This window comes from Stenotrophomonas maltophilia group sp. msm4 (assembly GCF_032025605.1).
In the GTDB taxonomy this organism is placed as follows: Bacteria; Pseudomonadota; Gammaproteobacteria; order Xanthomonadales; family Xanthomonadaceae; genus Stenotrophomonas; species Stenotrophomonas sepilia.
In genome coordinates this window covers 1,636,331-1,657,314 of the sequence record NZ_JAVSKK010000001.1, presented here as the reverse complement: position 1 = coordinate 1,657,314, position 20,984 = coordinate 1,636,331, and the positions used below count along the sequence as shown (strand labels likewise).

Genomic DNA, 20,984 nt, shown 5'->3' with positions numbered 1-20,984 from the left:
GCTTTCCCATCGATCAGACCACCGGAGGAACCGCGCCATGCAGGCACGCCATCTGTTGTCCGCCGCAATGCTGTGCTTGGCGGTGGCCGCCTGCCAGCCGGCCCAGCAGGAACCTGCCAAGCCGCGCCCGCCGGTGATCCTGATCGAGGCCGATGCACCGCCGCGGCCGATGAAGCCGGAGTTGCCGCCGCTGTTCGATGACATCGAGCGCCGCACCTTCCAGTTCTTCTGGGACACCACCAACGAGATCAATGGCCTGACCCCGGACCGCTATCCGTCGCGGCCGTTCGCCAGCATCGCGTCGGTGGGTTTCGCGCTGACCGCCTATCCCATCGGTATCGAGAACGGCTGGGTCAGCCGCAACCAGGCGATCGACCGGACCCTGACCACGCTGAAGTTCTTCCGCGACGTGCCGATGGGCCCACAGCGCACCGGCAAGGCCGGCTACAAGGGCTTCTACTACCACTTCCTGGACATGCAGGAAGGCCGTCGCTACGACAGCTGGGTCGAACTTTCCTCCGTGGATACCGCACTGCTGATGATGGGCGTGCTGTTCGCGCAGTCGTACTACGACGGTGACGATCCGCGCGAGAAGGAAATCCGCCAGATTGCCGATACCTTGTACAAGAAGGTCGACTGGCCGTGGCTGCAGCAGCGTGCACCGCTGATCTCGATGGGCTGGTTCCCGGAGAGCGGCTTCATCGACCACGACTGGATGGGCTACAACGAGGCGATGATGGTCTACATCCTCGCCCTGGGCTCGCCCACGCACCCGGTCAGCCCGGACGCGTGGACAGTGTGGACGCGCACCTATGACAACGACTGGGGTGTCTACCAGGGCCAGGAATACCTGTCCTTCGGCCCGCTGTTCGGCCACCAGTACAGCCACGTCTGGATCGATTTCCGCGATATCCAGGACGCGTACATGCGCGAGCGCGGCAGCACCTATTTCCTCAACAGCCGCTCGGCCGCGCTGGCCCAGCGCGAGTACGCCATCGCCAACCCGATGCAGTGGAAGGACTATGGCGAGAACGTGTGGGGCCTGACCGCCAGCGATGGCCCGCAGAACACCACGCAGGAGTACCGCGGCGAACAGCGCCAGTTCCGCCACTACTCCTCGCGCGGCGCCGGCCTGCGCGAGAACTTCGATGACGGCACCATTGCCCCGACTGCGGCAATCGCCTCGGTGGTGTTCGCGCCCGAGCAGGTGATCCCGGCGACGCTGGAAATGCACAAGCGCTACGGCGACTACATCTATTCCAGCTACGGCTTCCTGGATTCGTTCAATCCCAGCTTCAACTACGACATCCCGATCAAGACCGGTCGCCTGGTGCCGGATCGCGGCTGGGTCGCCAGCGACTACATCGCCATCGACCAGGGGCCGATCCTGACCATGATCGCCAACTACCGCAACGACTTCGTCTGGGAAGTGATGAAGAAGAATCCGTACATCCGCAAGGGCCTGGAGCGGGCCGGATTCAGCGGCGGCTGGCTGGCGCCGGAAGGGTCGTTCCAGCCGCTGGAACTGCAGAAGGACGAAAAGGCCGCGGCAGCACGCGCGGTGGGTATCGCCGAATCACGCGCGGCTGCCGCGCAGGAACAGAAGAACAATGCCAACCGCACCACAGGCCAGGGCAAGTAACCCGATGCCGAACTGGATCGACCGCCTGCGCCGCTGGGCGCTGCCTGCCCTGGCCACCCTGGCCGTGGCCGGCTGCGCCCGCACCGAACCGGGCACCACCACCGTGCGCTTCTGGGCGATGGGCCGCGAAGCCGAGGTGGTCAGCGAGCTGATCCACGAGTTCGAGGCCGAAAATCCCGGCATCAAGGTGGATGTGCAGAACATCCCGTGGACCGCCGCGCACGAAAAGCTGCTGACCGCGTTCGCCGCCGATGGCCTGCCGGACGTGTGCCAGCTCGGCAACACCTGGGTGCCGGAGTTCGCCGAACTCGATGCATTGACCCCGCTGCAGCCGTTCGTGCAGCGCTCCGCTGTGGTCGATCCGAAAGATTACTTCCAGGGCATCTGGGATACCAACGTGATCCACGGCGAGCTGGTCGGCGTGCCGTGGTACGTCGATACGCGCCTGATCTACTACCGCAAGGACCTGCTGGCCAAGGCCGGCTACGACCACCCGCCGCGTACCTGGGCCGAGTGGGACGAGCAGATGGTGGCGATCAAGCGCATGCAGGGCCCGAACCGCTACGCAGTGCTGATGCCGATCAACGAGTTCGAGCAGCAGCTGTCGCTGGCCCTGCAGCAGCCCGACCCGCTGCTGCGCGACGACGATACCCGCGGCAATTTCGCCAGCCCGGGGTTCCGCCGCACGCTGTCCTTCTACGCCAACATGTTCGAGCAGGGCTGGGCGCCGAAGATGTCCGAGACGCAGATCTCCAACGTCTGGGATGAATTCTTCCGCGGCTTCAACGTGTTCTACATCTCCGGCCCCTGGAACATCCGCGAGTTCAAGAAACTGCAGCCGAAGGAACTGGAAGGACAGTGGGGCACCGCTGCGCTGCCGGGGCCCGACGGTCCGGGCGCGGGCATCGCCGGCGGCACCAGCCTGGTGATCTTCCGCAAGTCGCAGCAGAAGCAGGCGTCCTGGAAGCTGATCGAATTCCTGTCGCGCCCGCAGATCCAGGCGCGCTTCCATTCGATCATCGGCGACCTGCCGCCGCGCCGCAGCGCCTGGAACGCGCCGTCGCTGGCCAACGATCCGCTGGCCGCCGCGTTCCGCGATCAGCTGGAGCGGGTCAAGCCGACGCCGAAGGTGCTCGAATGGGAGCGCATCGTGCAGGAAATGCGCATTGTCACCGAGAAGGTGGTGCGCGGTGGCCTGCCGCAGGACAAGGCCGTGGCCGAACTGGACCAGCGCGTGGACAAGGTGCTGGCCAAGCGCCGCTGGATGCATGAACAACAACGCCTGCAGGAGCGCGCGCCGTCGCCGCAATCGAGCAGCGCAGTGGCCGCCGGGAGCGCGCAATGACACGTACTTCGCTGGCCGGCTGGATCTTCGCCGGCCCCTCGCTGATCGTGCTGGGCGTGTTCTTCGGCCTGCCGGTCGCCTCGGCGCTGGCACTGAGCGTGACCGACTTCGACCTCTATGCACTGGCCGACAGCAGCAACCTGCGCTTCGTCGGCCTGGGCAACTACATCGACCTGCTGCAGACGCCGATGTTCTGGAAGTCGCTGTGGAATACCACCTACTTCGTGCTGATCGGCGTACCGTTGTCGATTGGTGTGTCGCTGGGCGCGGCCATGCTGCTCAACGCACCGGCCGCACGCTTCAAGGCCCTGTTCCGTACGGCACTGTTCGCGCCGGTGGTGACCACGCTGGTGGCGGTGGCGGTGATCTGGCGCTACCTGTTCCATACCAGCTATGGCCTGGTGAACTACGGGCTGGGCCATCTGGGCATCAGTCCGATCGACTGGCTGGGTGATCCCAACTGGGCGATGCCGACCATCATGCTGTTCGCGGTGTGGAAGAACTTCGGCTACAACATGGTGATCTTCCTCGCCGGCCTGCAGGCGATCCCGCATGACCTGTACGAAGCCGCGCGCATCGACGGCGCTTCGCGCTGGAAGCAGTTCCTGCACATTACCCTGCCGATGCTCGGCCCGGTACTGCTGGTGGTCGGGGTGATCACCGTGTCCGGCTACTTCCAGCTGTTCGCCGAGCCGTATGTCATGACCCGCGGCGATCCGCTGCAGAGCACCGTCAGCGTGCTGTATTTCATGTTCGAGGAAGGCTTCAAGTGGTGGAACCTGGGGCGCGCCTCCGCGGTGGCGTTCCTGCTGTTCCTGATCATCCTGGCGGTGACCACCGTGATGCTGCGTTTCGGCCGCAAGAGGCAGTTGGTATGAGTCGTGAAATCGGCCAGTCGCGCTGGTATCCGTGGATGATCAATGGTGCGTTGCTGGTGCTGGCCCTGGTCAGCCTTGCACCGCTGCTGTGGATGCTCTCGGTCTCGTTCATGCCGCAGGGCGAGGCCAGTCATTTCCCGCCGCCACTGCTGCCTTCGAGCATCACCACGCACAACTACCACGAGCTGTTCGCGCGCACCGGCATGGGCGGCAACTTCGCCAACAGCCTGCTGGTGTCGCTGGCTATCACGCTGGGTTCGCTGCTGCTCAACACCATGGCTGGCTACGCCTTCGCCAAGCTCAACTTCGTTGGCCGCGAACGCCTGTTCCAGGTGCTGATGGCGGCGCTGGTGATCCCGGCGCAGGTGGCGATGCTGCCGCTGTTCCTGCTGATGAAGCAGCTGGGCCTGGTCAACAGCTTTGGCGGCGTGATCGTGCCAGCGCTGGCCAGCGTGTTCGGTATCTTCCTGGTGCGCCAGTACGCGCGTTCGATCCCGGACGAGCTGCTTGAAGCGGCCCGCATCGACGGCGCGGGGGAGCTGCGCATCTTCTTCCAGATCGTGCTGCCGATGCTCAAGCCGGTACTGGTGACCCTGGCGATCTTCACCTTCATGGGTGCATGGAACGATTTCATGTGGCCGCTGATCGTGTTGACCGACCAGGAGCACTACACTTTGCCGGTGGCGCTGGCCACCCTCTCGCGCGAGCACATCATGGACGTGGAAATGATGATGGCTGGCGCGGTGGTCACCGTGGTTCCGGTGCTGGCACTGTTCCTGGTGCTGCAGCGGTACTACATCCAAGGTCTGTTGCTGGGGAGCGTCAAGGGATGAAGCGAGCGATCGCCGTTGGACTGGGCCTGTTGTGGACTTCCCTGGCGATCGCCGCACCACCGGCACTGCCGGCGCCGAAGGTACTGGACGATTTCGACGACATCGGCGCCTGGAAGCTGGTGCTGTCCGACCAGGTCAGCGGTTCGCTGCGGCCGGTGAGCGGTGCCGGTGGCGGCCGCGCGCTGTGCCTGGACTACGATTTCCACAAGGTGTCGGGCTACGTCGGCATCCGCCGCGCGCTGGGTATCGAGTACCCGGCCAACTACCGCTTCGGCTTCCAGCTGCGGGGAGATTCGCCGGGCAACGACCTGCAGTTCAAGCTGATCGATGCCAGCGGCGATAATGTCTGGTGGGTCAACCGTCCGGGCTACAGCTTCCCCAAGGCGTGGACGCCGGTCGAATACCGCCGTCGCCAGATCGACAAGGCATGGGGGCCATCGCCGGATAAGGAGATGGCGCGCAGCGCTGCGGTCGAGTTCACGATCTACAGCAAGGTCGGCGGCCGCGGCACGGTGTGCTTCGACAAGCTGACCCTGCAGGGCCTGCCGCCGCAGGATGATTCGGCGCTGGTGCCATCGGTGATCGCCGACACCGCCACCGCGCTGCAGGACCGGATGATCGACGGAAAGAGCGATACGTTCTGGATCAGTGGCGGGGTCAAGCAGCAGACCATCAGCCTGGACCTGCACAAGAGCCGCGAGATCGGCGGCGCGGTGATTGACTGGCTGCCGAACCTGGAAGCCAATCGCTACACCGTGCGGACGTCCGAGGATGGCCGGGACTGGCGCACCGTGCGCGAGGTGACCGGCGGTGCGGGCGGCCGCGACTGGCTGGCGCTGCCGGATACCGACGCGCGCTACGTGCGCTTCGATCTACACGATGGCCCGAACTGGCGCTATGGCATCCGTGACATCACGCTCAAGCCGCTGGCGTTCGCGGCCACGCCGAACGCATTCCTGTCCTCGGTGGCGGCCGACCTGCCGCGCGGCTCGCTGCCGCGTGCATATGTGGGCGAACAGCCGTACTGGACCCTGCTCGGCCTCGATGGCGGCCAGGAGCAGGCACTGATCAGCGAGGACGGTGCCCTGGAACCGGCCAAGGGCAGTTTCAGCATCGAGCCGTTCATCCGCGTGGACGGCAAGTTGCTGGACTGGTCGACAGTGGCCATCACCCAGTCGCTGCAGGATCGCTACCTGCCCATCGCCAATGTCGACTGGGTGCATGAGAAGGCCGGCCTGGCGGTAACCAGCTTCGTGCAGGGCACGCCGGAGCGCGCGCAGCTGATCGGCCGCTACCGGTTGAGCAATCCGGACAAGGTGGCGCACGAGTACACCCTGGCGCTGGCGATCCGGCCGTGGCAGGTGAACCCGCCGACCCAGTTCCTCAATACCGTCGGCGGCTTCAGTCGCATCGATGCGCTGGATGTGGGCGAACAGCTGGTGCGCATCAACGGTGAGCCGCGCATCTATCCGTTGCAGGTGCCGGATGCGCGCTTTGCCAGCACGTTCGATGGCAAGCTCGACGCGATGCATCTGGCCTCCGGGAAATACCCGGCCAGCACGGCGGTGAAGGACAGCACCGGCATGGCGTCCGGTGCGCTGCTGTATACGATCAAGCTGGAGCCTGGCCAGAGCCGAGAAGTGGCGGTGGTGTTGCCACAGACCGGAGGCTGGGCGCCGCAGGCGCTGGATGTGGCTAAGGCACAGGCACAGGTCGCAGAGCAGTGGCGGCAGAAGCTGGGGGTGGTCTCGTTGCAGGTACCGGCTGCGGGCCAGGCACTGGTCGATACCCTGCGCTCCGCCGTGGCGCACATGCTGATCTCGCGGGTCGGCCCGCGCCTGCAGCCGGGCACGCGCTCGTACGCGCGCAGCTGGATCCGCGATGGCGCGATGATTTCAGAGGGCCTTCTGCGCATGGGGCGCAGTGATGCGGTGCGTGATTACATCAACTGGTATGCGCCTTATCAGTTCGAGAATGGCAAGGTGCCGTGCTGTGTCGATGCACGTGGCAGCGATCCGGTGCCCGAGAACGACAGCCATGGCGAGCTGATCTACAGCATTGCCGAGTATGGGCGCTATACCGGTGACAGCACCTTCGCCGAACTGATGTGGCCGCATGTGCAGGGCGCCTACAACTACATGGAGCAGCTTCGCGCCAGCGAGCGCACGGACGAGAATCGGGCGCGCAATCCGGCGTTCTACGGGATGATGCCGGCCTCGATCAGCCACGAAGGCTATTCGGCCAAGCCGATGCATTCGTACTGGGACAATTTCTGGGCCTTGCGCGGCTACAAGGATGCGGCATCGCTGGCGGCCCAGCTGGGCAAGGTCGAAGCCATGCAGATTGCCGAATCGCGTGACCAGTTCCGTGATGACCTGCAGGCCTCGCTGCTGTCGGCGATGCAGCAGCACAACATCGATTACCTGCCGGGCTCGGCCGAGCTGGGCGATTTCGATGCGACCTCGACCACCATCGCGCTGGCTCCGGGCGGTGAACAGGGGCGCCTTCCGCAGCAGGCGCTCGATGCCACTTTCGAGCGCTACTGGAAGGAATTCGTGGCCCGTCGGGACGGCAAGCGCGAGTGGAAGGACTACACGCCCTACGAGTGGCGCAACGTGGCCGCCTTCGTCCGCCTTGGCTGGCGCGATCGCGCCTGGCAGGCGACTGAGTTCTTCTTCAAGGACCGTGCGCCGCAGGCCTGGAACCAGTGGGCCGAAGTGGTCTCGCGCACGCCGCGCAAGCCGTTCTTCGTCGGTGACCTGCCGCATGCCTGGGTCGCTTCGGACTTCGTGCGCTCGGCCCTGGACATGTTCGCCTACAGCCGTGACATGGACGATGCGCTGGTGTTGGCCGCCGGCATTCCGACCGCCTGGCTGCAGGGCGAGGGCATCGCTGTGCAGGGCCTGCGCACGCCGCAGGGCCAGCTCAACTACCGCCTGCAGCGCAGCGACAAGCAGCTGGTGCTGGAGGTGCAGCCGGGCCTGGTGCCACCGGTCGGTGGCGTGGTCTTGCCGTGGCCGTACGCCGGTGATCCGGGCGAGGCGACCATCAACGGCGAAGCGGCCGAATGGACCGACAGGGAACTGCACGTGCACCAGCTGCCGGCGCGGGTCGAGATCGATGTACCGGGCGCGGTGCGCCGCGCCGAGCGCAAGGGGCAGTAACGATGAAGCAGCAGGGGGGAAGGGTGCGCACGGCCGTGCGTGCCCTGGGACTGGCCATTGCATTGGCATTGCCGGGTGCCGTGATGGCAGCCGTGCCAACCGCCGCGACAGCGGCTGACATCGCCAGCGCACCAGGCATGAGCATGGTGACCTTCAACCTGCATCACGACCGCGAGGACTGGCCGAGCCGCCGCCGCACCATCCTGGCCGAGCTCAAGCGCCTGCAGCCGGATGCGGTTGCCCTGCAGGAGGTGATCCAGCGCCGCAACGTGCGCAACCAGGCGCAGTGGCTGGCCAGCCAACTCGGCTACAAGTACGTGTTCGTGTCCACCGATCCGGTGGGTGCGCCGAAACGTTACGGCAATGCGCTGCTGACCCGGCGGCCGATCCTCGCCCAGGATGAGCACCTGCTACAGCCGCTGGACGACTACCGGACGGTCGCCCATCTGCGCATCAATGTGGACGGCAAGGCGGTCAACGTCTATGCCACCCACTTCAACGAGCGCAGCGACGAAAATGGCCAGCGCATCCGTCGCACCCAGGTCGAGGACCTGCTGCGCTTCATCGCCAGCACCTCAGCCGGCGCACCGGTGGTGATCGCGGGCGACTTCAACGCGCTGGTCGATGCCAGTGACCTGAGCGAGCTGCGCAGCCATTACGGTGACAGCTACGGCAGCGTGCACGTCAACACCGACCTGGCCGGGGTCAGTACGCTGAACAGGCACTACTACCCGGTGGCCTCGCGGATCGACCACATCTTCTTCCAGCAGGACGCGATGGTCGCACGTGAGGCCAAGCTCCTGTTCGACCAGCCCGATGACAGCGGTCGCTGGGCCTCGGACCATTATGGCGTGTGGACCCGCCTGCAATTCGCTCCGGCGCACTGATGTCCTGGTAGGTGCCACCTTTGGTTGGCACGGACGTGTCCGCGTTCGCTCCAACAACGGCGCCGACCAGGGTTGGCCTCTACCAGAGCGCTGCACGCGCCCGGCGCACAAACAGAAACGGCGGGGATCATCGATCCCCGCCGTTCTTTCACGCGATCAAAGCGCGATCAGTTCGCCGGCGGCGTGCGCTTGGCGCCTTCTTCGTCTTCTTCGTCGGCCTTGGCTTCGGCCGCCTGGGCTGCCGCATCGGCGTGGCCATCGGCGACCGGATCGATCGACGGTGTCACCACTGCATCGGCGACCGGGGCCGCAGCTTCCACCGGTGCAGCTTCAACTGCCACCGGAGCGACCGGCTGTTCGGCCACCGGCGCGGTCTCGACGACCGGCTTGGCTTCAACCACCGGAGCAGCCTCAACGATCTCCGGCTTGGCTTCTGCCACCGGAGCGGCTTCGGTAGCGGCCGGCTTGGCTTCAGCCACCGGTGCAGCCTCGACTGCCGCCGGCTTCGCTTCGATCGCCTGAGTGACTTCAGCCACCGGGGCTGCTTCCACCGCGACCGGCTTTGCTTCGACCGCCGGTGCGGCAACAGCCACCGGTTGCGCCGGGGTTGCTGCGTCGATGGCATCGAGCATGCTGGTCTGCACCGGCGAGGACACCGGCTCTGCCTTGGCTGCGGCTTCAACCGCCGCCGGCACTTCGGCGGTGATCGGTGCGGCAGTCTCGACCACGGCGCTGCTCACCACCGCCACCGGTGCGGCGACAGCAGCGGCGGCAGTACGGACCGGCTTCTCGGCTTCGACAGCAACCGGTTCGGCTTCGTCATCGAAATCGAATTCCGGCTGCGCACGGGTCGGCTGTGCGGCGGCGACCGGAGTGGCCGGGGCGGCACTGTCGACGTTCGGCTCGACGCCCTCGGCGTCATCACCCTCGTCACCCTCGTCCTGGTCATCGCCCAGGCCGTCACCACCGGCAGCGTTCTCGGCGCCACCGCGACGACGACGACGGCCGCCACGACGGCCGCGACGGCGGCGGGTTGCACCTTCGCCAGCCTGCTCGCCATGGGCGTCGGCTGCAGTCTCTTCACCGGCAACCGCAACCACTTCGGCCTCGCCGGCAGCGGTCTCGACCGGCACTGCGTCCACCGGAGCGGCGGCCACCGGGGCAACCGGGGCGACCGGTGTAGTGGCTTCCTGCGCGGTCACCACGTTGGCGGCGACGGCGTTGGCGGCCACAGCTGCTGCCGCGGTCACACCTTCAACCGGGGCTTCGGCGACGCTGCGCTGCGGCTTCTCGGCCGGCTTGTCACCGTCCTGCTGCTGGCGCGGCTGCTTGGGCTGCTTCAGCTTCGGCTGGTTCTGGTTCTGGCCCTGCTGCTCGTTGCGCGGCTTGTGCTGCTGCTGCGGCTGCTGCTGGCCATCCTTCTGCTGCGGTTCTTTCTGCCTGCCCTGCTGTGGCTGCTGCTGGGCATTGCCGTTGTTGCCGTTGCGGCCGTCCTTGTTGCGCTGCTCACCACGGTCCTTGCGGTTGCCGCCATCCTTCTGCTGCTGCGCGTTGCCGTTGCCACCGTTGCCACGGTTTTCGTCGCGACGGTCCTTGCGATCCTTGTTGCGATCCTTGTTGCGGTCCTTGCGACCACCGTCCTGCTGCTGGCGCGGAGCCGGGGCGGCCGGAGCCGGCGCCGGCGCCGGCTCGCCACCGAACACGCGCTTGAGCCAACCGATCACGCCGCCGCTCGAAGCCGGCGCCACGGGCGCTGCCACGACCGGAGCCGGAGCGACTGCAGCCGGAGCCGCTTCCTCGCGCACCGGGGCGGGAGAGGTGTGCTTGACCTGGGTCACTGCCGGCGGCGGGATGTTCAGCTGGCCCTTGGTCAGGGCGTGCACCGGCAGCTTGCGCGGGGTGCCGCGCTGGTAGCTGGGCTTGCTGCTCTCTTCACCGAGCTCGTTCTCACGCAGGCGGGTGACCGCATAGTGCGGGGTGTGCAGCTGCTCGTCGGCGACGATCACGATCGGCGCTTCGTGGCGTTGCTCGATCTCGCGCAGGGCGCTGCGCTTCTCGTTCAACAGGTAGTTGGCGATCTCCACCGGCGCCTGGACCAGCACCTGCCCGGTGTTCTCCTTCATCGCGTGCTCTTCGGCGACGCGGATGATCGACAGCGACAGCGACTCGACGCTGCGCATGCGGCCGTGGCCGTCGCAACGCGGGCAGACGATCTGGCTGGATTCGCCCAGGCTCGGGCGCAGGCGCTGGCGGCTCATTTCCAGCAGGCCGAAGCGCGAGATGCGGCCGACCTGCACGCGGGCACGGTCGTACTTCAGCGCGTTGGCCAGGCGATTCTCGACCTCGCGCTGGTGCTTGTTGGAGGCCATGTCGATGAAGTCGATCACCACCAGACCGCCCAGGTCGCGCAGGCGCAGCTGGCGAGCCACTTCCTCGGCCGCTTCCAGGTTGGTCTGGAACGCGGTGTCCTCGATGTCGCTGCCCTTGGTGGCGCGCGAGGAGTTCACGTCGACTGCGGTCAATGCTTCGGTCTGGTCGACCACGATCGAGCCACCCGACGGCAGGCGCACGTTGCGCTCGTAGGCACCTTCGATCTGCGACTCGATCTGGAAGCGGTTGAACAGCGGGATGTCGTCCTTGTAGTGCTTGAGCTTGCGCAGGGTCTGCGGCATCACCTGCTGCATGAACTCGCGGGCGTGCTCGTACATCTCCTCGGTGTCCACCAGGATCTCGCCGATGTCGGCGCGCAGGTAGTCACGCAGGGCGCGCACGATCAGGCGCGATTCCTGGTAGATCAGGAACGGGGCCGGCTTGCTCAGTGCGGCTTCGGCGATGGCGCGCCAGACGTTGAGCAGGTAGTCCAGGTCCCACTGCAGCTCTTCCGCATCGCGACCGACGCCGGCGGTACGTATGATCACCCCCATGTCGTCGGGAATGTTCAGCTTGTCCAGGGCCTCCTTCAGCGCGGCACGGTCTTCGCCCTCGATGCGGCGGGACACGCCGCCGGCGCTGGGCGAGTTCGGCATCAGCACCATGTAGCGGCCGGCCAGCGAGATGAACGTGGTCAGGGCGGCGCCCTTGTTGCCACGCTCTTCCTTGTCGACCTGGACAACGATCTCCTGGCCTTCCTTCAGCAGCTCGCGGATGCCGGCCTTGTTGTGGTCGACACCGGCCTGGAAGTAGTCGCGGGAGATTTCCTTCAGCGGCAGGAAGCCATGGCGGCCACCGCCGTACTCGACGAAGGCGGCTTCCAGCGAGGGCTCGATGCGGAAGATCCGGCCCTTGTAGATGTTGGACTTCTTCTGTTCCTTCGACGGCTGTTCGATGTCGATGTCATACAACGACTGGCCATCCACGATGGCAACACGCAGCTCTTCAGCCTGCGTGGCGTTGATCAGCATTCGCTTCATTGTTGCGTTCCTCGCAAGCGGCTACCGCGCGGAACGCCATGGGGTTTCGCCTCTGGACACGGCTCGCCGCCCATTCGCGCAAGCGCGGGGAGGGCGGCTTGGGTTTCCAGCGCTACGACACCACGGCAGGCCGCGGGAGCGCTTCACTCTTATGGGTTTTGGGTGTTGCAGGGCCGCAGGCAGCTGTCAGCCAGGCTGGAGCGCCACGCGGGACATGTTCAGCACGGTTGCGTGTCAGGCATCCGGCGATGGCCGGGAAGGCCGGTGAGCCGCTAACATGGCCGCCCCGCGGGCGGTGGTCGCGCACTGTGCCGGATTCGTCGGAAGCTGGGCTTCTGGCCCTGAGTAACTTCCAACGAAATCAATCCCTTATCTCGCCCCCCGAGTGTAACAGAATAAACAGCCTGATGACCGCCCAAGACCCGACCAAACCCGCTGGCGACAAGCCTTCCGTGCGCATGATCACCGTTCCCGCCGACCGCGCCGGCCAGCGCCTGGACAACTTCCTGCTCGGCCAGCTGAAGGGAGCCCCGCGCAGCCTGGTGTACAAGCTGGTGCGCAGCGGGCAGGTTCGGGTGAACGGCGGCCGCGCCAAGGCCGAGCGCAAGCTGGAGGCGGGCGATGAGGTGCGTGTGCCGCCGGTCCGTCTCAGTGAGGAAGGAGACAAGGCCGGCCCGCCAGAGGCGTTCATGCGGCGCCTGGAGCAGGCCATCGTCTTCGAGGACGCCCGGCTGCTGGCCCTGAACAAGCCCTCCGGCGTGGCCAGCCATGGCGGCAGCGGCATCAGCTTCGGTGCCATCGAGACTCTGCGCGCGTTGCGCCCGGGACAGACACTGGAGCTGGTCCATCGGCTGGATCGCGACACCTCGGGCCTGCTGATCGTGGCCAAGAAGCGTTCGGCGCTGAGCGAACTGCAGGCGCTGTTGCGTGAAGACCACGGCGCCGGCATCCGCAAGCGCTACCTGACCCTGCTGGCCGGCCGCATGCCGGACGGCGTGATGACCGTCGACGCGCCGCTGCACGTGGGCCTGCGCCAGGGTGGCGAGCGCCATGTACAGGTCAATGCGATCGGCAAGGAATCGATCAGTCACTTCCGGGTGCTGGAGCGCCGCGGCGGCCAGTCGTACTGCGAGGTGCGCATCGAAACCGGCCGCACCCATCAGATCCGCGTGCATGCCCAGCATCTGGGCCATCCGGTGGCCGGTGACGACAAATACGGCGATCCTGCGGTCAACAAGCGGCTTCGTGAGCAGATCGGGCTGAAGCGCCTGTTCCTGCACGCGGCCTCGCTGGAGTTTGCACTGGACGACGGCAAGAGCCCGTATGTGCTGAACGCGCCGCTGGCGGATGAGCTGGTCGAGGCGCTGGACCGCCTGCGCTGACGGCGGTTCGGCGGCGCCGGGTGCTCGGTCGGCGCCGTCGCTTCCCTGCGGAGAGTGGGCTTGTCACTTTCTTTGCTCGTGCAAAGAAAGTAACCAAAGAAACACGCCGCCATCCGCGAGCCGGCGCCGCGCGCCGGTGCCCTGCGCTCCTCGGTCCGCCGAGGGACGGCGCGGAACTCGCTGCGCTCAGACACCCGCGCCTCTTCGCCCTCGCCGGACCTGCGGTGCTCGGCTCGCTACAAGGCGGACCCGGACATCCGCAGCGTAGGCCCATACCCGCCCGTGACCTCTCGATACTGTGGGACGTACCAGCCGCGAAGGGGCTCAGCCCGTCGGCCGCAAACCCCTCACCATTTGAACAGCACCAGGCTGATCGCCAGCGTGCCCATGCCGGCCACCAGCCCATAAACGGTCTCGTGGCCCTTCGCATAGCGCTTGGCGGCCGGCAGCAGCTCGTCCAGTGCCAGGAACACCATCACGCCGGCAATCAGCCCGAACACCCAGCCGAAGGTGGCGTGCGACAGCGACCCGGACAGCAACCAGTAGCCGAGCGCCGCGCCCACCGGCTCGGCCAGGCCCGACAGCAGGCTGGCGCTGAATGCATAGGCCTTGTTCTGGGTGGCGAAGTACACCGGCACCGCGATCGCGATGCCCTCGGGGATGTTGTGGATGGCAATCGCAAAGGCCAGTGGCATGCCCACCGACGGGCTTTCCAGCGTGGCGAAGAAGGTCGCCAGCCCTTCCGGGAAATTGTGCGCGGTGATCGCGACGGAAGTCAGCAGCGCCACCCGCTTCAGGTACTCGCGGCTGTTCTCGCGGAACGCGGGATCCTGCTTGTCCAGGCTGTCATGCGGGTTGGGAATGAAGTGGTCGATCATCACGATCACGATCACGCCCAGCAGGAACGCGAGGGTGCCGTAGGTGAAACCGGTGCGCTCGCCATGGGCCAGTGCGAACGAAGCAATGGACTTGTTGAGGATTTCCGACAGCGACACATAGACCATCGCGCCGCCGGCGAAGGCCAGGCCGAAGGCCAGCAGGCGCGGGTTGGGGCGGCGCGAGAACAGCACCAGCAGGCTGCCGATCGCAGTGGCGAGGCCGGCCGCGAGGGTGACCGCCAGCGCAATCCAGATGTTTTCGGGGGGAATCTGCAGCATCTACCGACGCAGTCCTGGTCAACAGACAACCGCCCCGGACAGGACCGGGGCGGCGAGGGCGAGGCGGGCGCCGGCTGGCCTCGTCGGGTTGCGTGCGATCAGCCGCCGCGGCGCAGGCGCTCTTCAATGGCGAAGCACTGGTCCGGCTTCGGCTGCGGCGGGTTGAAGCTGACCGGCACCTGGATGGTGGCCGGCACCGGCTGGCCATTGCGTGTCGCGGCCTTGAACTGCCAGCCCTGCACGGCGGTTTTGGCCAGTTCGTCCAGCTGCGGGTTGCCCGCGCCAGTCAGCAGGGCGACCTCGCTCGGCTTGCCGTCGGTGCCGATGGTCACCTTGAACGTACTGGTGCCGCCCACGCCCATGCAGGCCAGTTCAAGCGGGTACTGCGGCGGCGGCGTCTTCACTGCTGCGACTTCGGTCGGCGGTGGCGGCGGTGGTGCCGGCGGTTCGGACGAGCCGCAGCCGGCCAGGCCGGTCGCAGCGATCAGGGACAGGCTCAGCAAGCGTACGTTCATGGCAGTTGCTCCGTCAGGGCCGAAGTCTTTGCCGCGCAGATGAAGTCGTTCTCGCTCAGACCGCCCACGTCATGGGTGGAAAAGCGCACGACCGCGCGGTCGTAGTGCACGCCCAGGTCCGGGTGGTGGTCCTCGCGATGGGCAATCCAGGCCAGCGCGTTCACGAAGGCCATGGTGGCGTAGTAATCCTTGAAGCGGAAGGTGCGCGTCAGGGCCTGCCCGCCCTCGCTCAGCTCCCAGCCGGGAACCTGCGGCAGCAGTTCGGCCAGGCGGGCTTCGCCGAGCTTGTGGTCGCTGCCTTTGCGTGGCACGCAACGGGCCTGGGCCAGTGGAATCAGGTCGGCCATGGGAATCTCCACCTCGTGTTGACTGAACAATGCGCCGGACGGTGTATAAACCGAATGAGCGGCTGACGCTTACTTGGCTAGAATAGCCTGATGATCCAGATCTCCGACACTGCCCAGACCCATTTCCGCAAGCTGATCGAACGCGAGGGCGTGCCTGGCATGGGCGTGCGCCTGAGCGCGGTCGACCCCGGTACCCCGCGCGCCGACGCCCGGCTGGAATTCGCCGAACCCACCGACCTGCTGGGCGACGAGTGGGCGGTGGACTGCGATGGCTTCACCCTCTATGTCGATGCCGGCAGCGTTGGCTGGCTCGACGGCGCAGAGATCGACATCGTCGCCGGCACCGCCGGTGCCCAGCAGTTGACCATCAAGGCGCCGCGCATCAAGGGTGAAGCGCCCGGTGATGCGGCCTCGCTGGTCGAGCGCGTGCACTGGGTGGTGGAGAACGAAGTCAATCCGCAGCTGGCCTCGCATGGCGGCAAGGTGGCCGTGCAGGAAGTCTCGGCCGACGGCGTGGTGCTGCTGCGCTTCGGTGGTGGCTGCCAGGGCTGCGGCATGGCCGACGTGACGCTCAAGCAGGGCATCGAAAAGACCCTGATGGGCCGCGTGCCGGGCGTGACCGCCGTGCGCGACGCGACCGACCACGACAGCGGCCACGCGCCGTACATTCCGCGCGACAACGTCGCCTGATCGCTGACGCGTGCCTCTGACCCGGGCCGAGCAACTCATCGATCTGCTGCTGGCCCGCCAGCAGCCCCGCGCCGTCCTTGAGAAGACCACGCGCCTGCCTTATGGCTGGGCGTTGTGGCTGCGCTCGCTGGGGCCGCTGCCGCGGCCGTTGCATGCCGGCGAAGTAATTGCGGTGTTGCTGCCGCGTCCGCTGCCCGGCCGGCCAGGCCAATCGCCGCAGCTGTCGCTGTGGCAAGCGTTGCGCCGTCTGTTCTGGCAGGACTGGGACGCTGCGCCGCGCGACCAGCGCTGGATGCGCTGGACCTCGGCACTGATCAGCGCACTGCTGCACCTGCTGTTCTTCATGCTGCTGCTGTGGGTGGCGGTGATCCGCACCACTGCGCCAGACGAAGAGGGTGCCGAGGGTGAGCGCGTGCAGGTGGAGTTCGTCGGCCGCGCGACCCAGGAAGGCGGGGGCGATCAGCCAGGCGCCGAAGTCGCTGCGGCCGCTGCGGCAGGTCGGGTTGCGACGGGGCAGCAGACGGGTGCCGCCACAGCTCCTGCCCCGCACCCGGCGGCTGCCGAAGCCGCCGCATCTTCCCCTGCATCCGCGCCGACCGCCAGTGTTCCTCCGCCGCCTGCCGAAGCCGAGCCGGCGCCGGTTGCCGCGCCGCCGCCTTCACCGGTCCAGGCCACCGAGGTGGCGCAGGCCAGCACGGATTTCGTGGTGCCGCCGGTCAGCGTGCCTCGAACCGAAGTCAGCGTCGTACCGCGTGACAGCACGCCCGTTGTGCGCGAGCGCAGCGTGCAGCCGGTGCAGGCGCCGCCGACGCCAAGCCAGATGCGCAGCCCGGAACTGGCCGTGCGCACGCCGCAGGTGCGTGACATCCAGGTGCGCGAACGCGAAGTCAGCATCGTCGAAGCGCCCGTCGCACCCAAACCGCTGCGCAGCCCTGAAATGCAGGTGCGCGTGCCACAGCAGGACGTGCAGGTGCGTGAACGTGAAGTGCAGGCCGTGGCCGATCCGCAGGTGCGGATGGCGGCGGTGGCCGGGCGTGAGCCCGCCGTACGCGCGCCCACCGGCCGTGATGTACAGGTGCGGGAGCGTGAAGTGGCCCCGGCAGCGGCACCGGCGGCGGCACCGGCATCCTCCAGTGGCAGTACCACCGTGGCGCCTGCGGCTGCGGCGCAAGGCAGCGCGGCGCAGACGAGCAGCAGCACGCGTCCGTCGGCCTCCAGCAGCACGGCAAACGCCGGAGCGCGCCCGGCGCCCAATCCAGGCAACTGGGCCACGCCTGCCAAGGGCGACGACTGGGGTTCATCCAGCCGTAACCGTAACGGTGCCAGCAGTGGCGCCCGCCAGGCCAGCACTGCCGGCAAGGGCAATGGCCTGTTCAATGCCGATGGCAGCGTGCGCGTGCCGGGCCAGGACGGCGATGGCCACGCCGAGCGCGGTGCGCCCGGTGGCGCCAACGACGGCTGGAGCAAGGAGCGCATCGCGCAATCGGGCACCTGGCTGAAGCGCCCGCCCTACGACTACACGCCGACCTCGTTCGACAAGTACTGGGTGCCGCAGGAATCGCTGCTGGCCGAATGGGTGCGCAAGGGCGTCAAGGCGATGGAGATTCCGCTGCCGGGCACCAACACGAGGATTTCCTGCGTCATTTCGATCCTGCAGGCCGGCGGTGGCTGTGGCCTGACCAACCCCAACATGCAGGACCAGCCGGCCGTGGCACGGCCGCCGCCGGACATCCCGTTCAAGAAGGAACTGCAGGAAGACAACGGGAGCCGCTAGGACGGCGCATCCACGCATGGCGTGGATCTACTGTGCATCCAGCTGCGCCGGGTAGATCCACGCCATGCGTGGATGATCCAATGGGGGGCACGCCCATGCCGACCAAGGTCAGCCTCTATCAGGGCGTTGCCCTTACGCGCTCTGCGACAGGAACACCCAGAACGGCACATCGCGACCGACCCAATCGCGGCTGGCTTCATCCATCACGTCCAGCAGGGTGTCGAAGTCCTTCTGTGCGGCGGCGCGCAGCGCGTCCACATCGCACAGGAACAGCGCGTAGCCGTTGGCCGGCAGCCATTGCAGATCACGCAGGTTGTCCGACAGTGCATCCCAGTTGCCGCCGAAACCGGCCGGGAAATCCAGTTGCGCGGCGAGCCGGGCGAGCAGGGTGCGCTTGTCCGTCACGCCTTCCAGATCGATGCGGATCACCTTGAGGCTGGCATCGCGCATTGCTGCGGCCAGTGCGCCGATGTCATCGCTGTCGATGGCATAGACGCCGGCATTGTTGATGTCATGCAGGCCGAGGCCGAAATCATCGTGGCTCATCACTGCGCTCCCTGGGCCGGTACGGTGAAGCTGCGGAACGATTCGTAGTGGTCGTCGGTGTAGTACCACGCCTCCGGCGGATCGCCGCCGGTGACGATGCGGCGCGTGCCACGCGTGCGTGCACCGGGAGTGTCGACGGTGTACTCGCGGTAGTAGCCACGCGGACGTTGTGGCAGCTGCTGCTCGCGGTTGCCGAAGGTAGTGCCGTCCTGGCGGTGCGGGAATGGACCGCCTCGCTGGATCAGGGCAATGGTCTGGCGTGCTTCGGTGGGCAGGAACGCGGGCAGGCCGTTGTCCCGTCCGGGCGTTGCCGTGGCAGGGGCCCGTGCGGTCGGTGTTCCCTGCAGGTCCGGTGCGAACTGTGGCGCCGGCGGCCGCTGCAGGAAATGGTTGGCGACCAGGCCGAGCAGCAGCAGGGCGATGGCGGTGATCAGCAGCCGGGGGTTGCGCATGGGCAGGGGCGGGCGAGGGTGGTACATGCACTGTAGCGCCTGCGCGCTGCATGGCGCATGAGGAGGGTGCCGCGTCACTGCTGCGTAACAATTGCCGTCGTGCTCACTGGCAGGACGCAATTTCCTTTACATCCCCCTTGGTAATCTGCGGGTCTGTCCCCATCATTCACGGCGCACCGCCCGACATCGTCGGGTGCCCTCGCAATCAGGAGATGCATCATGGCCTACACCCTGCCCAAGCTGTCCTACGCCTACGACGCGCTGGAGCCGCATATCGATGCGGCGACGATGGAAATCCATCACACCAAGCATCACCAGACCTACATCAACAACGTCAACGCGGCGCTGGAAGGCACCGAATACGCTGACCTGCCGGTCGAAGAGCTGGTGAAGAAGCTCAAGTCGTTGCCGGAGAACCTGCAGGGTCCGGTGCGCAACAACGGTGGTGGCCATGCCAACCACTCGCTGTTCTGGACCGTGATGGCCCCGAACGCAGGTGGCAACCCGGTGGGTGACGTGGCCAAGGCCATCGACAAGGACCTGGGCGGTTTCGACAAGTTCAAGGACGCCTTCACCAAGGCGGCGCTGACCCGTTTCGGCAGCGGCTGGGCGTGGCTGAGCGTGACCCCGGACAAGAAGGTGGTGGTCGAGAGCACCGGCAACCAGGACAGCCCGCTGATGGAAGGCAACACTCCCATCCTCGGCCTGGACGTGTGGGAACACGCGTACTACCTGAAGTACCAGAACCGCCGCCCGGAATACATCGGCGCGTTCTTCAACGTCATCGACTGGAATGAAGTCGAGCGCCGTTACCAGGAAGCGATCGCCTGATCGCGGTGACGGGATGAGTGGAAAGGCCGGGGGAGACCCCGGCCTTTTCTGTTGCAGGATCCATTCGGTAGTGCCGGCCGCTGGCCGGCAATCGTGTGGTACCCGGGGAGCCGGCCAGCGGCCGGCACGACCTATTCCGCCGTGGCCGTAGCGTCCTGCAGGCGCAGGGTTGCCAACACGCCCAGGCGCAGTCCGGGCAGGTCGCCGTCGGCGGGCAGCAGGATCGGCTGCTGGCGGATGCCGCCGAAGTGCTTGACCTGGAACAGCACGTCCAAGCCGTGGCCACTGGCGCCGCCGCCACTGGCCGCAGGCGGCTCGGGGCGGCCGCCGGGATTGCGCCGTGCCGGCTGGAAGCCGGGCGTGCTCCGCACCAGCTCCACCGTGCTGGCCGAAAAGTCGCCCGCGATCAGGCTCGGCATGCCTTCGGCGGTGGCGCCGATCCAGGTCATCAGGTCGCTGGTCTGGTGTTGGCGGGCAGTGGCCTCGTCCGGGTCCGGGCGCAGCCGCGCCACATAGATGTTGACCAGCGCCTCGCCCAGCTTCAGCCGCATCATGCCGGCCGCACTGAAGGTGCCGGGAGGATGCAGCAGGGTCACGCCGTCCTCGCTCACCGGCAGCCGGGTCAGCATGGCGTTGCCATGGCGCAGTGGCTGGCTGGGTGGGTCGGCGGTGACGAAGTCGCAGCTGTAGCGCAGCCGGCTGGCCAGCCAGCAGGCCGGGTTGCGGCCTTGCTGCTGCAGCACCTGCTGCACCGAGATCACGTCCGGCTGCAGGTCGGTCAGCAGTTGTGCGACCTGCTCGCGGCGCTGCTTCCATTGCGCGTCATCGCGGCTGGGCAGCTCCAGCGCGGCTACCGTCAGCTGCCGAGGTTCGCTCTCACTGGCAACGGCGGCCGGCGCCTGTGGTCGTGCCTGCGCCTGCAATGCCAGCAACAGCGCAAGGCAGCTGAGCAGGAGGCGGGCGGGGGCGAGGGGGCGCATAACGATAAGTTTACGCTTTTGCCGTGCAGGTGCCGTGACTTCCGGCAGGGCCTGCACTGCCTGCCACGGATTGGCACCGTTGTCATGCAGCCCTGCAGCGTGCTTCGCAAGCCCCGGTTCCGGTAACCTTGCGCCTTTCGCTTTGCAGGAA

At 66.9% G+C, this 20,984-nt stretch carries 17 protein-coding genes; 10 read left to right on the top strand and 7 right to left on the bottom strand.

Annotated features, from left to right (window positions below; translation table 11 throughout):
* Positions 1–37 precede the first annotated feature (37 nt).
* From ROV93_RS07815 to ROV93_RS07790, 6 genes are read left to right on the top strand one after another with little or no spacing between them, the layout of a single operon-like run.
* Positions 38–1,642 carry a glucoamylase family protein gene (locus ROV93_RS07815; RefSeq protein WP_061478010.1) on the top strand — a complete coding sequence of 535 codons (1,605 nt, stop codon included), beginning with the start codon at positions 38–40 and terminating at the stop codon, positions 1,640–1,642.
* A gap of 4 nt (positions 1,643–1,646) precedes the next feature.
* Entirely contained in the window at positions 1,647–2,987 is a 1,341-nt protein-coding gene (locus ROV93_RS07810) for a sugar ABC transporter substrate-binding protein (RefSeq protein WP_072168370.1), read from the top strand.
* Positions 2,984–3,865 (top strand): sugar ABC transporter permease, encoded by an 882-nt coding sequence (locus ROV93_RS07805; protein WP_072168369.1) that lies wholly within the window; start codon positions 2,984–2,986, stop codon positions 3,863–3,865. Before ROV93_RS07810 ends, ROV93_RS07805 begins: the two co-directional genes overlap by 4 nt.
* Positions 3,862–4,698, top strand: a complete 837-nt coding sequence (locus tag ROV93_RS07800; RefSeq protein WP_005417620.1) for a carbohydrate ABC transporter permease — start codon at positions 3,862–3,864, stop codon at positions 4,696–4,698. The genes ROV93_RS07805 and ROV93_RS07800 overlap by 4 nt, the downstream gene beginning before the upstream one ends.
* On the top strand, positions 4,695–7,862 hold the full coding sequence (locus ROV93_RS07795) for a discoidin domain-containing protein (RefSeq protein WP_072168368.1): 3,168 nt from the start codon (positions 4,695–4,697) through the stop codon (positions 7,860–7,862). Before ROV93_RS07800 ends, ROV93_RS07795 begins: the two co-directional genes overlap by 4 nt.
* A gap of 2 nt (positions 7,863–7,864) precedes the next feature.
* On the top strand, positions 7,865–8,749 hold the full coding sequence (locus ROV93_RS07790; protein ID WP_072168367.1) for an endonuclease/exonuclease/phosphatase family protein: 885 nt from the start codon (positions 7,865–7,867) through the stop codon (positions 8,747–8,749).
* 167 nt (positions 8,750–8,916) lie between these two features.
* On the opposite strand, the gene ROV93_RS07785 is transcribed toward ROV93_RS07790, so the two are convergent.
* Complete coding sequence (locus tag ROV93_RS07785) at positions 8,917–12,159, bottom strand: Rne/Rng family ribonuclease (protein ID WP_072168366.1); 3,243 nt, start codon at positions 12,157–12,159, stop codon at positions 8,917–8,919.
* Positions 12,160–12,566: 407 nt separating this feature from the next.
* Between ROV93_RS07785 and ROV93_RS07780 the strand changes: the two genes are divergently transcribed.
* Entirely contained in the window at positions 12,567–13,541 is a 975-nt protein-coding gene (locus ROV93_RS07780; protein ID WP_049397926.1) for an RluA family pseudouridine synthase, read from the top strand.
* 347 nt (positions 13,542–13,888) lie between these two features.
* Here ROV93_RS07780 and zupT read toward each other — a convergent pair whose 3' ends face one another.
* The 3 genes from zupT to ROV93_RS07765 all read right to left on the bottom strand — a co-directional run bounded on the left by zupT (position 13,889) and on the right by ROV93_RS07765 (position 15,560).
* Positions 13,889–14,698: a zinc transporter ZupT gene (gene zupT / locus ROV93_RS07775; RefSeq protein WP_072168365.1), complete on the bottom strand. Its 810-nt coding sequence runs from the start codon at positions 14,696–14,698 to the stop codon at positions 13,889–13,891.
* Between the two features lie 98 nt (positions 14,699–14,796).
* Positions 14,797–15,213 (bottom strand): energy transducer TonB, encoded by a 417-nt coding sequence (locus ROV93_RS07770; RefSeq protein WP_005417613.1) that lies wholly within the window; start codon positions 15,211–15,213, stop codon positions 14,797–14,799.
* On the bottom strand, positions 15,210–15,560 hold the full coding sequence (locus tag ROV93_RS07765; RefSeq protein ID WP_021203009.1) for a 4a-hydroxytetrahydrobiopterin dehydratase: 351 nt from the start codon (positions 15,558–15,560) through the stop codon (positions 15,210–15,212). The genes ROV93_RS07770 and ROV93_RS07765 overlap by 4 nt, the downstream gene beginning before the upstream one ends.
* 90 nt (positions 15,561–15,650) lie before the next feature.
* On the opposite strand from ROV93_RS07765, the gene ROV93_RS07760 reads away from it, so the two are divergent.
* Together ROV93_RS07760 and ROV93_RS07755 are read left to right on the top strand one after the other, a co-directional pair.
* Complete coding sequence (locus tag ROV93_RS07760) at positions 15,651–16,250, top strand: NfuA family Fe-S biogenesis protein (protein ID WP_049417239.1); 600 nt, start codon at positions 15,651–15,653, stop codon at positions 16,248–16,250.
* Positions 16,251–16,260: 10 nt separating this feature from the next.
* Positions 16,261–18,024 carry a hypothetical protein gene (locus ROV93_RS07755; protein WP_072168364.1) on the top strand — a complete coding sequence of 588 codons (1,764 nt, stop codon included), beginning with the start codon at positions 16,261–16,263 and terminating at the stop codon, positions 18,022–18,024.
* Positions 18,025–18,156: 132 nt separating this feature from the next.
* Here ROV93_RS07755 and ROV93_RS07750 read toward each other — a convergent pair whose 3' ends face one another.
* Both ROV93_RS07750 and ROV93_RS07745 read right to left on the bottom strand, forming a co-directional pair.
* Positions 18,157–18,570, bottom strand: coding sequence for a barstar family protein (locus ROV93_RS07750; protein ID WP_072168363.1), 414 nt, complete (start codon positions 18,568–18,570; stop codon positions 18,157–18,159).
* Positions 18,570–19,022, bottom strand: coding sequence for a ribonuclease domain-containing protein (locus tag ROV93_RS07745; protein ID WP_061478000.1), 453 nt, complete (start codon positions 19,020–19,022; stop codon positions 18,570–18,572). The genes ROV93_RS07750 and ROV93_RS07745 overlap by 1 nt, the downstream gene beginning before the upstream one ends.
* Before the next feature lie 219 nt (positions 19,023–19,241).
* On the opposite strand from ROV93_RS07745, the gene ROV93_RS07740 reads away from it, so the two are divergent.
* Positions 19,242–19,853, top strand: coding sequence for a superoxide dismutase (locus tag ROV93_RS07740; protein WP_005410310.1), 612 nt, complete (start codon positions 19,242–19,244; stop codon positions 19,851–19,853).
* Between the two features lie 131 nt (positions 19,854–19,984).
* Here ROV93_RS07740 and ROV93_RS07735 read toward each other — a convergent pair whose 3' ends face one another.
* Positions 19,985–20,833 carry an endonuclease/exonuclease/phosphatase family protein gene (locus ROV93_RS07735; RefSeq protein WP_072168362.1) on the bottom strand — a complete coding sequence of 283 codons (849 nt, stop codon included), beginning with the start codon at positions 20,831–20,833 and terminating at the stop codon, positions 19,985–19,987.
* Positions 20,834–20,984 lie beyond the last annotated feature (151 nt).